At 71.2% G+C, this 14,328-nt stretch carries 13 protein-coding genes; 10 read left to right on the top strand and 3 right to left on the bottom strand.

Annotated elements, in window-relative coordinates; translation table 11 throughout:
* Positions 1 to 7: 7 nt before the first annotated feature.
* Positions 8 to 1,024, bottom strand: coding sequence for an NAD(P)-dependent alcohol dehydrogenase (locus QYS60_RS24125; protein ID WP_040275341.1), 1,017 nt, complete (start codon positions 1,022 to 1,024; stop codon positions 8 to 10).
* A gap of 145 nt (positions 1,025 to 1,169) precedes the next feature.
* On the opposite strand from QYS60_RS24125, the gene QYS60_RS24120 reads away from it, so the two are divergent.
* The 6 genes from QYS60_RS24120 to QYS60_RS24095 all read left to right on the top strand — a co-directional run bounded on the left by QYS60_RS24120 (position 1,170) and on the right by QYS60_RS24095 (position 8,176).
* Positions 1,170 to 2,174 carry a sugar-binding transcriptional regulator gene (locus QYS60_RS24120; RefSeq protein ID WP_010592527.1) on the top strand — a complete coding sequence of 335 codons (1,005 nt, stop codon included), beginning with the start codon at positions 1,170 to 1,172 and terminating at the stop codon, positions 2,172 to 2,174.
* Positions 2,175 to 2,236: 62 nt separating this feature from the next.
* Positions 2,237 to 3,565 carry a sugar ABC transporter substrate-binding protein gene (locus QYS60_RS24115; protein WP_010592528.1) on the top strand — a complete coding sequence of 443 codons (1,329 nt, stop codon included), beginning with the start codon at positions 2,237 to 2,239 and terminating at the stop codon, positions 3,563 to 3,565.
* Complete coding sequence (locus QYS60_RS24110) at positions 3,562 to 4,527, top strand: carbohydrate ABC transporter permease (RefSeq protein WP_040275337.1); 966 nt, start codon at positions 3,562 to 3,564, stop codon at positions 4,525 to 4,527. Before QYS60_RS24115 ends, QYS60_RS24110 begins: the two co-directional genes overlap by 4 nt.
* Entirely contained in the window at positions 4,527 to 5,408 is an 882-nt protein-coding gene (locus tag QYS60_RS24105; RefSeq protein WP_040275335.1) for a carbohydrate ABC transporter permease, read from the top strand. Before QYS60_RS24110 ends, QYS60_RS24105 begins: the two co-directional genes overlap by 1 nt.
* A 30-nt stretch (positions 5,409 to 5,438) precedes the next feature.
* The gene (locus tag QYS60_RS24100) at positions 5,439 to 6,521 is read left to right on the top strand and encodes an ABC transporter ATP-binding protein (RefSeq protein WP_010592531.1); all 1,083 of its coding nucleotides are present in this window, start codon (positions 5,439 to 5,441) and stop codon (positions 6,519 to 6,521) included.
* 122 nt (positions 6,522 to 6,643) lie between these two features.
* A complete protein-coding gene (locus tag QYS60_RS24095) occupies positions 6,644 to 8,176 on the top strand; it encodes an ATP-dependent DNA ligase (protein WP_371384484.1) in 1,533 nt (510 codons plus the stop codon).
* Positions 8,177 to 8,207: 31 nt separating this feature from the next.
* Here the strand turns inward: QYS60_RS24095 and QYS60_RS24090 are convergent, their stop codons facing one another.
* Together QYS60_RS24090 and QYS60_RS24085 are read right to left on the bottom strand one after the other, a co-directional pair.
* Complete coding sequence (locus tag QYS60_RS24090; RefSeq protein ID WP_371384483.1) at positions 8,208 to 8,867, bottom strand: enoyl-CoA hydratase-related protein; 660 nt, start codon at positions 8,865 to 8,867, stop codon at positions 8,208 to 8,210.
* Positions 8,864 to 9,517 (bottom strand): TetR family transcriptional regulator, encoded by a 654-nt coding sequence (locus QYS60_RS24085; protein WP_371384482.1) that lies wholly within the window; start codon positions 9,515 to 9,517, stop codon positions 8,864 to 8,866. Before QYS60_RS24085 ends, QYS60_RS24090 begins: the two co-directional genes overlap by 4 nt.
* Before the next feature lie 171 nt (positions 9,518 to 9,688).
* Between QYS60_RS24085 and QYS60_RS24080 the strand changes: the two genes are divergently transcribed.
* The 4 genes from QYS60_RS24080 to QYS60_RS24065 all read left to right on the top strand — a co-directional run bounded on the left by QYS60_RS24080 (position 9,689) and on the right by QYS60_RS24065 (position 14,317).
* Positions 9,689 to 10,504 carry a mycofactocin-coupled SDR family oxidoreductase gene (locus tag QYS60_RS24080; RefSeq protein WP_371384481.1) on the top strand — a complete coding sequence of 272 codons (816 nt, stop codon included), beginning with the start codon at positions 9,689 to 9,691 and terminating at the stop codon, positions 10,502 to 10,504.
* Positions 10,505 to 10,601: 97 nt separating this feature from the next.
* Positions 10,602 to 11,351, top strand: a complete 750-nt coding sequence (locus QYS60_RS24075) for an ABC transporter permease (RefSeq protein WP_054372392.1) — start codon at positions 10,602 to 10,604, stop codon at positions 11,349 to 11,351.
* 88 nt (positions 11,352 to 11,439) lie between these two features.
* On the top strand, positions 11,440 to 13,068 hold the full coding sequence (locus tag QYS60_RS24070) for a LuxR C-terminal-related transcriptional regulator (protein ID WP_371384480.1): 1,629 nt from the start codon (positions 11,440 to 11,442) through the stop codon (positions 13,066 to 13,068).
* A 115-nt stretch (positions 13,069 to 13,183) separates the two neighbouring features.
* Complete coding sequence (locus tag QYS60_RS24065) at positions 13,184 to 14,317, top strand: flavin-containing monooxygenase (protein ID WP_371384479.1); 1,134 nt, start codon at positions 13,184 to 13,186, stop codon at positions 14,315 to 14,317.
* Positions 14,318 to 14,328 lie beyond the last annotated feature (11 nt).

The raw sequence follows: 14,328 nt of genomic DNA, 5'->3' as shown, positions 1-14,328 counted from the left end.
GGGCTCCTTACGTGTCGTCGCCGGGGTGGACCCGCACGACGGTCTTGATGTTGCCGGGTGTCCGGTCGGATTCGAGTGCTTCGGCCGCCCGCTCGAGCGGGAACCGGGCGGTGACCATCGCGTCGAGGTCGACGCGGCCGGTGGCGGCGAGGGCGACGGCCGTCGGCCAGGTGTGGGCGTACCGGAAGACGCCGGTGAGGACCAGCTCGCGGTTCTGGATCAGCTGGACCGGCAGGTTCATCGTCTCGGCGCCGGAGCCGACGAGGACGACGGCGCCGGCGGGCCGCACGGCCCGCATCGCGGTGGCGACCGCGGCGGGGGCGCCGGAGGCGTCGATGTAGGCGTCGACGTGCAGGTCGGTGACGTCGTCGGTGCGCGGGTCGAGGGCGGTGGTCGCCCCGAACTTCCGGGCCAGCGCGCGACGGTCCGCGTCGAGGTCGGTGACGACGATGTCGGTGGCGCCGAAGGCGCGGGCGACCTGCGCGGTGACGATGCCGATGGGGCCGGCGCCGGTGACGAGCACCCGGGATCCGGCGGTGACGCCCGCCTTGCGGACGGCGGCGATGCCCACGGACAGCGGTTCGCAGAGGGCGGCCGCGTCGTCGGAGACGGCGTCGGGGACGGGATGGGCGAATTCCGCCCCGATGGTGACGTAGTCGCAGAAGGCGCCGTCGACGGGTGGGGTGGCGTAGAACCGCATGTGCGGGCAGAGGTTGTAGCGCCCGCGCCGGGTTTCCTCGGTGGTCGGGTCGGGTCGCTGCGGCTCGATCGACACGCGCTGCCCGATCCGTTCGGCGGGGACGCCGGCACCGACCGCGGCGATCGTGCCGGAGGCCTCGTGGCCGAGGACGAGCGGGGCCTCGACGACGAATTCACCGATGCGGCCCTCGCGGTAGTAGTGCGTGTCCGATCCGCACACGCCGACCGTGGTGACCCGGACGAGCACGTCGCCGGGTGCGGGTTCGGGGACCGGGCGCTCGCGCATCTCGATCCGTCCGGGTTCGACCAGAACGGCGGCGCGCATGCGCTCCGGGATCGACGGGGGTGTTGTGTGGGTCACAGTGCCGATGCTAGCGTACTGAGCAGATGAACGCACCCATGAGCATTTGCTCACGCTCCACCGACTTCGCCGGTTCCCCGGCCCGAGTCCCTCCGACCCAGGAGATGACGTGACCGTCCCCCACGCGACGAACCCGCCCGCGGCCACCGCGGCACCGGAGGATCTGCGCCTGGCGTTGCGCGCCGCGACGCTGTACTACCTCGACGGCCTCACCCAGGCCGAGGTCGCGACGCGCCTGGGCGTCTCCCGCCCGACGGCGGGACGGCTCGTCGCCCGGGCCCGGGCCCAGGGCCTGGTGCGCATCGAGGTGAACGTGCCGGCCAACCTGCGCGACGACCTGCACGCCGACGAGGAACGCGCGCTCGAGGAGCGTTTCGGCCTGCTCGAGGCCGTCGTCGTCGGCGACGGGGTGGACGCAGCCGGCCCGCTCGACGAGGCCGCCAGCTTCGCGGGCGTCGGACGGGCCGCCGCCGCCCTGATCAGCCGGCGGATCCGCGCGACCGACACCCTCGGGTTCACGTGGGGGCCGGAGACCGTGGCCGTCGCGCAGGCCCTCCCGCCGGGCGGGGCCGCATGCGCGACGATCGTCCAGCTCGACGGCGCCGTCACCACCTCCGACTACCAGACCGGCGCCGAGTACGTGCTCGGGCGCTGCGCGGAACAGTTGCAGGCCAAGATGGTCCGGCTCCCGGTCCCCCTGTACGCCGACCCCGCGACGGTCGCGTCCCTGCGGGCCGACTCCATGATCTCCCGCGCCCTGGACGTCGGCCGCCGCGCCGACATGATGATGTTCGGTGTGGGGGCGGTGTCCACGTCGACCACCTTGTTCGAGGGCAGCTATCTCGACACCGCCATGCTCGACACCCTCACCGACCTCGGCGCGGTCGGGGAGATCGCGGGACGGTTCTTCCACGCCGACGGCACGGCCGTGGGCGGGGATCTCGACCGTCGCGCCGTGTCGGTCTCGCTCGACGACATCCGCGCCTGCCCGGCCGCGGTCCTCGTCACCGGCGGGGCCGCCAAACACCAGGCCGCGCTGGGAGCGCTGCGCGGCGGCCTGGTCACCATGCTCGTATGCGACATCGAGTGCGCACGTTGGCTACTCGACCGATGACACCACCGGAGAGACCGGAGAAGAGGCGACGATCGGTGAACAGATCCAGAAGAACCACCCGCATGCTGGCGGCCGGGGCCGGGGCGCTCAGCCTCACGCTCAGCGGCTGCGCCGGCGCCGGCTCGCTCGGCGCCTCCGACCAGACCGTCACCATCGCGATGGTGTCGAACTCCCAGATGCAGGACGCCCAGCAACTCGCCGCCCAGTTCGAGGCCGAGAACCCGGACATCGACCTGCGGTTCGTCACCCTCTCGGAGAACCAGGCCCGCGCGAAGATCACGGCCTCCACCGCGATGGGCGGCGGCGAGTTCGACGTGGTGATGATCAGCAACTACGAGACACCGCAGTGGGCGGCGAACGGGTGGCTGACCAACCTCTCCGAGTACGCCCGGCAGACGGAGGGCTACGACGAGGACGACTTCATTCCCACCCTGCGCGACTCGCTGTCCTACGAGGGCGACATGTACTCGGTGCCGTTCTACGGCGAGTCGTCGTTCCTGATGTACCGCAAGGACCTGTTCGAGCAGGCCGGGATCGTCCTGTCCCCCACCCCCACCTGGGACGAGGTTGCCGCCGCCGCCGCCCGGCTCGACACCCCCGACACCGCCGGGATCTGCCTGCGCGGCAAGCCCGGCTGGGGTGAGGTGCTCGCCCCGCTGAACACCGTGATCAACACCTTCGGCGGCCGCTGGTACGACGAGGACTGGAACGCGCAGCTCACCAGCCCCGAGGTCGTCGAGGCGGTGCAGTTCTACGTCGACCTGGTCCGCGAGCACGGCCAGCCCGGCGCCGCCACGAGCGGTTTCAGCGAATGCGCCACGCAGCTTGCGCAGGGCCGGGTCGCGATGTGGTACGACTCCACCTCGGCGGTCTCCACCCTCGAGGACCCGGCGTCGAGCAACGTCGTCGGAAAGATCGGGTACGCCCCGGCACCGATCCGGGTCAAGGACGACGCGGGCTGGCTCTACAGCTGGTCGCTCGGCATCCCCGTCGACAGCGACAACGCGGACTCCGCGTGGCGGTTCGTCTCGTGGATGACGAGCAAGGAGTACCTGCGCACCGTCGGGGAGACCCTCGGCTGGGAGCGGGTGCCCCCCGGCAGCCGGCTGTCGACCTACGAGATCCCCGAATACCGCGAGGCCGCAGCAGCATACGGGCCGCTCACCCTCGAGTCCATCGAGAGCGCGACGCCGGACGCCCCGACGGTCGAGCCGGTGCCCTACACCGGTGTCCAGTTCCTGGCCATCCCCGAGTTCCAGGACCTCGGAACCCGGGTGAGCCAGCAGATCAGCGCCGCGATCGCGGGCCAGAAGACCGTCACCGAGGCACTGGAACAGGCGCAGGAGTACGCCGACGTGGTCGGCGCCACCTACCGAGAGGATCAGCGATGACAACCCTGGCGGTCGGCGCCTCCACCGCCGACGACTCGGAGCGCATCCGCCGGGTGCGCGACGCCAAGAGCGACGCGGTCTCCCGCGCGGAGGGCTGGCGCCGACGCGGGCCCCTGCTGCCTGCCCTGATCTTCATGATCGTGGTGACCCAGATCCCGTTCGCGTTCACCCTCTACTACTCGACGCAGTCGTGGAACCTGGTGCGCCCGGGCTCACGCAGCTTCGTCGGCCTGCAGAACTACGCGGACGTCTTCCGCGACAGTCAGTTCCGCGAGGTGGCGGTCAACACCGTGATCCTCATCGTCGGCACGGTGCTGATCTCCGTCGTGCTGGGCCTGCTGCTCGCGCTGCTGCTCGACCGGGTCTTCCTCGGCCGCGGCATCGTTCGCACCCTGCTCATCACCCCGTTTCTCGTCACCCCCGTCGCCGGCGCACTGATCTGGAAGACCGCGATGTTCGACCCGGTGTTCGGCATCGTCAACTTCGTGCTCTCCCCGTTCGGCGTGGGGCAGATCGACTGGGTCAGCCGCTACCCGCTCGCCGCGGTGATGGCGAACCTGGTGTGGCAGTGGACCCCGTTCATGATGCTGCTCATCCTGGCCGGTCTGCAGTCGATGCCGCGGGACATCCTCGAGGCCGGGCGGGTCGACGGGGCGGGCGCCTTCGCCCTGTTCCGCGAGCTGACGCTGCCGCACCTGCGGCGGTTCATCGAACTCGGCGCCGTGCTCGGCGCGATCCACCTGGTCAACACGTTCGACGCCATCTACATGATGACCCAGGGCGGACCGGGCACCGCGAGTTCCAACCTGCCCTTCTACATCTATCAGCGCGCGTTCCTCGGCTTCGACATCGGCCAGGCCGCCGCCATGGGCGTGGTGGTCGTCGTCGCCACCATCGTCGTGGCCACCGTCGCGCTGCGGCTGATCTTCACATCGTTCACCGGCAAGGAGGAGGCCGCCTGATGAGCACCACCGCCCCCACCGCACAACAGGTTCCCACACCGGAGACCGTCCCGGTTCGAACCCGGAAACGCAAGCACCGCAGGGCCAATCCGTGGGGCGTCGTCGCCTGGATCGCCGCCCTGGGGTTCTTCTTCCCGGTGTTCTGGATGGTGCTCACCGCCTTCAAGCAGGAGGCCGACGCCTATTCCGATCCGCCGAAGTTCTTCTTCACGCCCACCCTCGACCAGTTCCGCGCCGTGTTCGACACCGGAGTCGGTGTCAGCCTGCTCAACTCGGCGTTCGCCACGGGCGTGTCGACGATCCTCGTCCTGCTGCTCGGCGTGCCCGCCGCGTTCGCCCTGTCGCTGCGGCCGGTGCGCAAGACCAAGGACGCCCTGTTCTTCTTCATCAGCACGAAGATGCTGCCGATCGTCGCCGCGATCATCCCGCTGTACGTGATCGTCGCGAACATCGGTCTGCTCGACAACATCTGGGCACTGATCATCCTCTACACCGCGATGAATCTGCCGATCGCGGTGTGGATGATGCGCTCGTTCTTCCTCGAGGTGCCGGGCGAGCTGCTCGAGGCCGCGAGCATGGACGGCGCGAACCTGTGGACGTCGGTGCGGGAGGTGATCCTGCCGCTCGTCTCGCCCGGCATCGCCGCCACCGCCCTGATCTGCGTCATCTTCTCCTGGAACGAGTTCTTCTTCGCCGTGAACCTCACGGCGGTGCAGGCGCAGACCATTCCCGTGTTCCTCGTCGGCTTCATCACCGGCGAGGGCCTGTACTGGGCCCGCCTGTCCGCGGCCGCCACGATGGCGGCGCTGCCCGTCGTCCTGGCCGGCTGGCTCGCCCAGAACAAGCTCGTGCGCGGCCTGTCGTTCGGCGCGATCAAGTAACTCCCCCACTCACTTTCCGAAGGAACCGTCATGGCCGAGATCACCTACCGCAACGCGTCGTGCCTCTACGAGAACTCCGACACCCTCGCCGTCGACTCCCTGAACCTGGACATCCAGGACGGAGAATTCGTCGTCCTGGTCGGGCCGTCCGGCTCCGGCAAGAGCACCGCCCTGCGGATGCTCGCCGGGCTCGAGGACATCGACGAGGGCTCGATCAGCATCGGCGGCCGCGACATGGTCGGCGTGCCGTCGAAGGATCGTGACATCGCGATGGTCTTCCAGAACTACGCCCTCTACCCGAACAAGACCGTCGCCGAGAACATGGGCTTCGCGCTGAAGATGCGCGGCGTCGGCGCCGACGAGCGGCGCCGCAAGGTCGAACAGGCGGCGAAGCTGCTCGACCTCACCGACTACCTGGACCGCAAACCCGCCAAGCTCTCCGGCGGGCAGCGGCAGCGCGTCGCGATGGGCCGCGCGATCGTCCGCGAACCGCAGGTGTTCTGCATGGACGAACCGCTGTCCAACCTCGACGCCAAGCTGCGCGTGCAGACCCGCACCCAGATCGCCGCGCTGCAGCGGCGTCTCGGCACCACCACCGTGTACGTCACGCACGATCAGGTCGAGGCGATGACCATGGGCGACCGGGTGGCGGTGCTGCGCGGCGGCAAGCTCCAGCAGTTCTCCTCCCCCACCGAGCTGTACGACCGGCCCGCCAACGCATTCGTCGCCGGGTTCATCGGCTCGCCCGCAATGAACCTGCTCGACGCCCGGATCGTCGACGGCGGCGTGCAGATCGGCAGCACCGTCGTCGATGTCGAACGCGACCGCATCGCCTCGCTGCACCGCGCCGGACTCGAGACCGTCACCGTCGGGATCCGGCCCGAACAGCTCGAGATCACGGACGGCGACGGCGTCGAGACCATCGTCGAACTCGTCGAGGAACTCGGCAGCGAGTCGTACGTGTACACCCGCGTCGCGCGCAGCGACACCCCCCTCGTCGCACGCTCGCTCACCCGCACCCCGGCCCGGCTGGCGGACACGATCCGGCTGCGCAAGCGGGAGGGCACGGTGCACCTGTTCCATCCGGCGACCGGTGAACGCGTCGGCGACTGACCCTCCGGCTGTACACCCGCGCCGAAACCGGCGGTACACCCGCGCCGAAACTGGCGGGGCACCCGCGCCGGAACCGGCGATGAACCCGCGCCGGAACCGGCGATGGTCGGTACGGTCGGGGCGTGCTCTTCTCGACGATCGTTGCCACCTCGCATGCCGTCGGTGCCACCCGGTCGCGGCGTGGCAAGGTGGAGGAACTGCGCGCCCTCCTCGCCGTCCTCGACGCCGGGGAGGTCGAGCCCGTGGTGTCGTGGCTGGCGGGTGAGCCACGTCAGGGCCGGATCGGCGTGGGATGGCGCACCCTCGCCGGATCCCGCATCGACCCGTCCGAGGAGCCGTCGCTGACCGTCGCCGACGTCGACCGGACCTTCACCGAGCTCGCCGGTCTGTCCGGGACCGGCTCGACGGGGCGGCGGCGCGAACTGCTCGCCGGTCTGCTCGGCGCGGCCACCGCCGAGGAGCAGGATTTCCTGGTACGGCTGCTGACCGGCGACCTGCGGCAGGGCGCGCTCGACGGAATGATGACCGACGCGGTGGCCGCCGCGGCCGGCCTGCCGGCCGAGACGGTGCGCCGGGCGTTCATGCTCTCCGGCCGGCTGCCCGCAACCGCGGCGGCCGGGCTCGGCGGCGGCGCGGACGCGCTCGCCGCCTTCCGGCTGGAGGTGGGCCGGCCGATCCGGCCCATGCTCGCCGCCCCGGCCCAGTCCCTCGCCGGTGCCCACAGCGAGTTCGGCGGCGAGGTCAGCGTCGAGTACAAGCTCGACGGCGCCCGCATCCAGGTGCACCGCCAGGGCGGGACGGTGCGGGTGTTCACCCGCACGTTGCGGGAGATCACCCGCAGCGTCCCCGAACTCGTGGAGCTGGTCGCGACGCTGCCCTGCACGTCGGTCGTGCTCGACGGCGAGACCCTGGCACTCGACCCTGCGGGCCGGCCCCGGCCGTTCCAGGAGACGATGAGCCGGTTCGGTGCCGAGTCCGCGCACGAGCTGATGCTGCACCCGTACTTCTTCGACTGCCTGCACCTCGACGGCACCGACCTGCTCGACGCGCCGCTCACCGAGCGTCTCGACGCTCTGCGGCGGGTCGCGCCGAACCATCGGATCCCGGGCGTGCTGCGGCCGGACGCGGCCACCGCGGACGCCCAGTTCGACGCCGCCCTCGCCGCCGGGCACGAGGGCGTCGTCGTCAAGGACCTCACCGCGCCCTACGCGGCGGGCCGGCGCGGCCGCGCCTGGCAGAAGGTCAAACCGGAGCACACCCTGGACCTGGTGGTACTCGGCGCCGAGTGGGGTTACGGCCGTCGCACCGGCTACCTGTCCAATCTCCATCTGGGCGCGCGGGATCCGGACGGCGGCGAGCCGATCATGGTCGGCAAGACGTTCAAGGGACTGACCGACGCCCTGCTGCAATGGCAGACCGAGGAGTTCCCTCGACACGAACGCAGCCGCGACGCGCACACCGTGTACCTGCGCCCGGAGCTGGTCGTGGAGATCGAACTCGACGGCGTTCAGGTCAGCCCCCGCTACCCCGGCGGGCTGGCGCTGCGCTTCGCCCGCGTGCTGCGCTACCGCCCCGACAAGACCGCCGCCGAGGCGGACACCGTCGACGCGGTGCGCGCACTGTTACCGGGGTCGGATTCCGCTCCGCGTCAATAGATTCCGTCCGATCACGGACGTTCGTGACCGGTCACGCCCGACCCTGGGCGAGTGCGTCGACCACGGCCGCGTACATGGTGGACTTGATGGCGCCGAGGGTGCCGGGGTCCTTGCCCGCGAGCGGGGTGACGAGTTCGACGGCGGCGTCCAGGACGCCGCCCTCGCCGGCCGTGCGGTCGACCAGGCCGGCGGCCTCGGCCTCGAGGCCGCCGTAGCGGCGACCGGTGGTCATCGCCGTGACCGCGGTCTGCGGGGTCAGCTTGGCCTGGATCAGCGCGGCCATGCCCGGCGTGAACGGGATGTGGATGTCGACCTCGGGGAAGCAGTAGTAGCCCCGGTCGGCGCGCATCACCCGGTAGTCGTGCGCGATCGCGAGCATTGCGCCCGCCCCGAACGCGTGCCCGACCACGGCGGCGACCGTCGGCAGCGGGAAGGTAAGGATGCGGCCGAAGAGCGCCTGCACCCGGCCGACGTACCACTGCGCCCGATCACCGTGCGCTGTCAGCCATTCCAGGTCCAGGCCGTTCGAGTAGAACTTCCCCGTCGCCGTGGTGACGAGTGCGTGCGCGTTCTGCTGCGTCTCGTCGAGGAGCCGGTCGACGGTGTCGAGCCAGTCGGGAGAGAACCGGTTCTCGTCGTCGCCGAGGTCGAGGACGGCGATCTTGTCCCGGTAGGTCAGAGTGGCGGTCATCGCGAGCCTTTCGTGTGGCCGCCGCGCCCGGGTGGCGCGGGCGGAGGATCGAGGGCGAGAACCGCGCGGACCGCGGCCTCGAGACGGCGGCGCATGGCCGCGTCGGGCACACGCCGGCGCCGGAGCAGCAGACCGGTGGGCAGACCGACGACACAGTCCTCGACGACCGCGACCGCACGCGCGTCGCCACGGTCCCACAGCGCCCGGGACAGGCGGACGAGCAGCGCGACCAGAATCGAATCGAGCCGGCTCAACTCCGCGGCGACGTCCGCCGGCGGGTCGGACCCGAGCAACTCCTCGCGCCGGACGGTGAGCAGAAGACGCGAGGACTCGGGGAACCGGGCGGCGAACGCCGCAGGGGCATCGGCGGCGGCGACGACGGCGTCGATCCCCCGGTCCGGCGTCGACGCGGAGCCGAGAACCTCGTCGACCGACGCGCGCTGCAGGTCGAGGAAGCGGTGGGCCGCGCGCAACCAGGCCCGGCCGACCAGACCACCGCGGGAGCCGAAGGCGTGGTACAGAGCCCCGTTCGACATCCCGGTGGCCGCGGCGACCGCGCGCAGCGTCACGGCGCTCACACCCCCGGCCACCACCAGGTTCTCGGTGACGTCGAGAACCTCGTCGAGGTCGTGGATCCGGGGACGGGGCACAGCGGGACCGTAACAGAACATCTGCTCTGTTACCAGTGGGTAACCGAACACCGCGCCCGCTCGGGCGCGGCACCGTGCGCCTTCCCGGGTCGCAGTCCCGGTGAGCGGAAACCGCGGTACCGTCCCCGTTTCGAGCCGGGAGAATCCGCGTCCGACACCGAGGAGGCAAACATGGAGACCGCCGGCCGTTTCGAGAACAAGGTCGCCTTCGTCACCGGCGCGGCGCGCGGTCAGGGCCGCGCCGAAGCCGTGCAGTTCGCCCGCGAGGGCGCCGACATCATCGCGATCGACGCGTGTACCGACTTCGCCTCGACCGCCTACCCGGGCGCGACGGAAGAGGATCTCGCGGAGACGGTGCGGCTGGTCGAGAAGACGGGCCGTCGCATCGTCGCCACGACCGCGGACGTGCGGGACTTCGACGCACTGTCGCGGGCCCTGGCCGACGGCGTCGAGCAGCTCGGCCGCCTCGACGTGGTGGTCGCGAACGCCGGCATCTGCTCGGGCGCGCTGTCCTGGGAGATCACCCTCGAGCAGTGGCGGGAGACCGTCGACGTCAACCTCACCGGCGTGTTCCACACCGCGAAGGCGGCCGTGCCCTATCTGATCGAGCAGGGCGAGGGCGGGGCGGTCGTCTTCACCAGCTCCGTCTCGGGCCTCAAGGGCACCCCCTTCACGGGTCACTACGTCGCGACCAAGCACGGCATCACCGGCCTGGCGAAGACGATGGCGAACGAATTGGGCGAGCACCGGATCCGGGTCAACACCGTGCACCCGGCCGGTGTGGAGACCGGCATGAAGGTCGACGACCTGCATCCGCTCATCGCGAAGTACGCGAGCACCCTCGGCCCGATCTACATGAACTCCCTGCCCTACGAGATCCTGCAGCCCGAGGACGTCGCTGCCGTCGTCGCATGGGTGTGCTCCGACGAGGCGAAGTACATCACCGGCGCGCAGATCCCCGTGGACCTCGGGAATCTGATCCGCTGAACCCGCTGCCGGTGGGCCGAATGTCACATCGGTTCGATTCGATCGACCGCATGTCACATTCGGTCACCTCCCGCCCCGGGCGGATACGCTCCGCAGGGTGACCTGGTCGTCCGAGCTGGCACCGACCCTCGTGGGGCTGGCACTGCTCGTCGGGGTGACGACCGCGGTGCTGTGGGGCTACCGCGCCCCGCACCACTTCGCGCCGGCGCTCGCGGTGCTGCGGGGCGCCGTGCAGCTGGCCCTGATCAGCGTGGTCCTGTCCGGGGTGATCACGAATCCGATCTGGGTGGGTGCCGCCCTGCTCGTCATGTTCACCGTGGCCGCCCTGACCGCGTCGCGCCGGATCGGCTGGAGCCCGCAGCACGTGGCCCTGGTGTCCGGTGCGATGGCACTCGGGATCGCCGTGACCCTCACGATCGTCTTCGTCACCGGCACCATCGAGTTCTCCCCTCGGTACGTGCTGGCCATCGGCGGCATCGTCGTCGGCAATGCGATGACCGTCGCGACCCTCACCGGGCGTCGCTTCACAGAGCTGACCGGGGACAACTGGGACACCGTCGAGGGCTGGCTGGCGCTCGGCGCGACGCCGCGGCAGTCCACCCGCGAGCTCACGCGCCTCGCCGTCCACTCGGCGTTGATCCCGTCGACCGACCAGACCAAGACCACCGGGCTGGTGACGCTGCCGGGCGCCTTCGTCGGCGCAATCTTCGGTGGTGTCTCGCCGCTCGAGGCGGGACGCTTCCAGATCGTCGTCCTCGCCGCGATCATGGCCGCCGGCGCGATCACCGCCGTCGTCCTCGTCTCCGGTCTGGCACCGGTCCGTACCCGGCCCCGCCTGCCGGACTGACCTCCCGCTGCATCCGGAATCGGGGGCCGGTGGGCGTAAAATCGCAGGCAACCACTCGGTGCACGCTCGGTCGCCGCAAGGAGCGAGGATGGGCCCGACGACGGTGCTCGGTCACGCGCGGGCAGCGTTCCACGCGCGCGACTGGACGCGGGCGTTCGACAGGTTCCGCGCCGCCGACGCGCACGAGCCCCTCACCGCCGACGATCTCGATCTGTTCGCCCGGTCCGCGTACCTCGTCGGCCGGGACGACGACTGCGTGACCCTGTACGAACGGGCGTTCCGCGCGCACGTCGAGGCCGACGACCCCGAAGGCGCCGGTCGCAGCGCGTTCTGGCTCTGCTTCCTGCTGATGAACCGTGGCGAAGTGGCGCGCGCCGGCGGCTGGCTCGCCCGCGCGCAGCACCTGACCGAGCCCGGCCGCCCGGACTGCGCAACGCGCGGGTTCCTGATGCTGCCGGCGGCGGTGCAGGACATGCATGCGAATCGTCCGGCCGACGCGCTGCCCGCATTCACCGCCGCCCAGGAGATCGGCCGGTCCTGCTGCGACGCCGACCTCGTCGCGTTGGGCACCCTCGGCCTCGGGCAGTGCCGCATCCTGCTCGGCGACGTCACCGGCGGTCTCGCCGCGCTGGACGAGGTGATGGTCGGCGTGACCCTCGACGAGGTCTCCCCGGTCGTCGCCGGTCTGGCGTACTGCGCGGCGATCGAGGCCTGCCAGGGCACCTACCAGCTGCAACGGGCCCGGGAATGGACGCGGGCACTCGGCCGCTGGTGCGACGCCCAGCCCGGCCTCGTCCCCTTCCGTGGACAGTGTCTCGTGCACCGCGCGGAGATCCTGCAACTCGAGGGCGCCTGGGCGGAGGCCATGGACCTGGCCCGGCTCGCGTTCCGGCGGCTGTCGGACCCGCCGGGGCAACCGGCCGTCGGCATGGCCCGGTACGAGCAGGGTGAACTGCACCGGTTGCGCGGCGAGTTCGACGAGGCCGAGGACGCCTACCGCCACGCCGGCCGGCTGGGCCGCGAGATCCAGCCGGGCATGGCGCTGTTGCGCCTGCGCCAGGGTGACACCGACGCGGCGCTCGCCGGGATCCGCCGGGCGCTCGGCGAATCGTCACCCCTCCACCGCCCGCGCACGCTCGCCGGTCACGTGGAGATCGCTCTCGCCGTCGGCGACGTCGCGGCCGCACGCCGCAGCGCCGACGAACTCGCGGCACTGGCCCGCGACCAGGCCGCTCCGGCGTTGAGCGCGATGGCCGAGCAGGTCACCGGCGCCGTCCTGCTCGCCGAGGGGGCACCGCGTGCCGCACTCGAGCGGCTGCGCCGCTCGTGCGGACTCTGGCGCGAGTTCGAGGCGCCCTACGAATGCGCGCGGGTGCGGGTACTACAGGGCCGCTGCTGTGACGCGCTCGGTGACGCCGAGACGGCGCGCCTCGAGTACGAGGCCGCGGCGGCGACGTTCCGGGACCTGCACGCCGAGCCGGACCTGCGGGACCTCGCACGAATTCCGGCGCGGCCGGTCGGGCGGGGCCGGCTGACCCCGCGCGAGGTCGAGGTGCTGCGGGCGGTCGCGACGGGGAAGACCAACCGGGCCGTGGCCCGGGATCTGGTGCTGAGCGAGAAGACCGTGGCGCGGCACCTGAGCAACATCTTCACCAAGCTCGACGTGCAGTCCCGGGCGGCCGCGACGGCCTACGCGTACGAGCACCACCTGCTCTGAGCTGCACAGAACTACCCATCCGGATGCGCGGCCGGCTACACACTTCGCCCGACGCGGCCGGCGGCGCCGGCGCCTAGCGTCGTCCGCACAGCCCCCTCGAGCCCCGGAGTTTCCGATGACCACCGACAGCGCACCCCAACAGATCGACACCGTCGTGATCGGCGCAGGCCAGGCGGGTCTGTCCGTCGGCTACCACCTCGCCCGGCACGGCCGCCCCTTTTTGATCGTCGACGCGAACCGTCGGATCGGCGACAACTGGCGCAGCCACTGGGATTCGCTGCGCCTGTACAGTCCCGCCGGATACGACGGCCTGCCCGGCATGCCGTTCCCCGGCGATCCGCACCGGTTCCCGACGAAGGACGACGTCGCCGACTACCTCGAGGCGTACGCCGCGCGGTTCGATCTGCCCGTGGCGGGCGGCACCCGGGTGCGGCGGTTGTCGCGCGACGGCGACCGCTTCCTCCTCGACTGCGGGGACACGCGGATCGAGGCCGGCAACGTCGTCGTCGCGACCGGCACGTTCGGCCGCACCCCGAGCATCCCGGAGTTCGCAGCCGAACTGGACCCACGGATCGTGCAGCTGCACTCGAGCGAGTACCGCAATCCGACGCAGCTGACCGACGGCCCGGTGCTCGTGGTGGGCGCCTCCCACTCCGGCGGCGACCTCGCATACGAGGTGGCGACGTCCCATCCGACGATCCTGTGCGGCCGCGACACCGGGCAGCTCCCGGTGCGGATCGAGAGCCGCCGGATGCGGGTGCTGTTCCCGGTCCTGTGGTTCGTGTGGGGCCACGTGCTCTCCGTACGCACCCCCCTCGGCCGGAAGGTGCGGGAGCACGAACGCCGGCACGGCGCACCCCTGCTGCGGGTCAAGCGGGAGGATCTCGCGGAGCTCGGCGTCGAACGCATCACCGAACGGGTCACCGGGGTCGTCGACGGGCGTCTGGTCCTCGCCGGCGGGCGCGTCCTCGATGTGACGAACGTGTTGTGGTGCACCGGCTTCCGGCAGGTCTACGACTGGATCGACCTGCCTGCGCTCGGCCCGGACGGCTGGCCGCTCGAGGAGCGCGGGGTGGTGACCACCGTCCCCGGCCTGTACTTCACCGGGCTGTGCTTCCAGTCGTCGTTCCGGTCGATGCTCGTCGGCGGGGCCGGCGCGGACGCCGGGTACGTCGTCCGGCACCTCGTCGGCCACCGCGCACCCGTCGACCCGATGTCACATCGCTTCGATCCGATCGAACCGATGTGACATTCGGCCAC

Origin of the sequence: Rhodococcus sp. GXMU-t2271 (assembly GCF_041414735.1) — a bacterium.
Classification (GTDB): domain Bacteria; phylum Actinomycetota; class Actinomycetes; order Mycobacteriales; family Mycobacteriaceae; genus Rhodococcus; species Rhodococcus indonesiensis.
The sequence above is the reverse complement of the archived record's forward strand: the minus strand, read 5'-3'. Positions and strand labels throughout refer to the sequence as shown.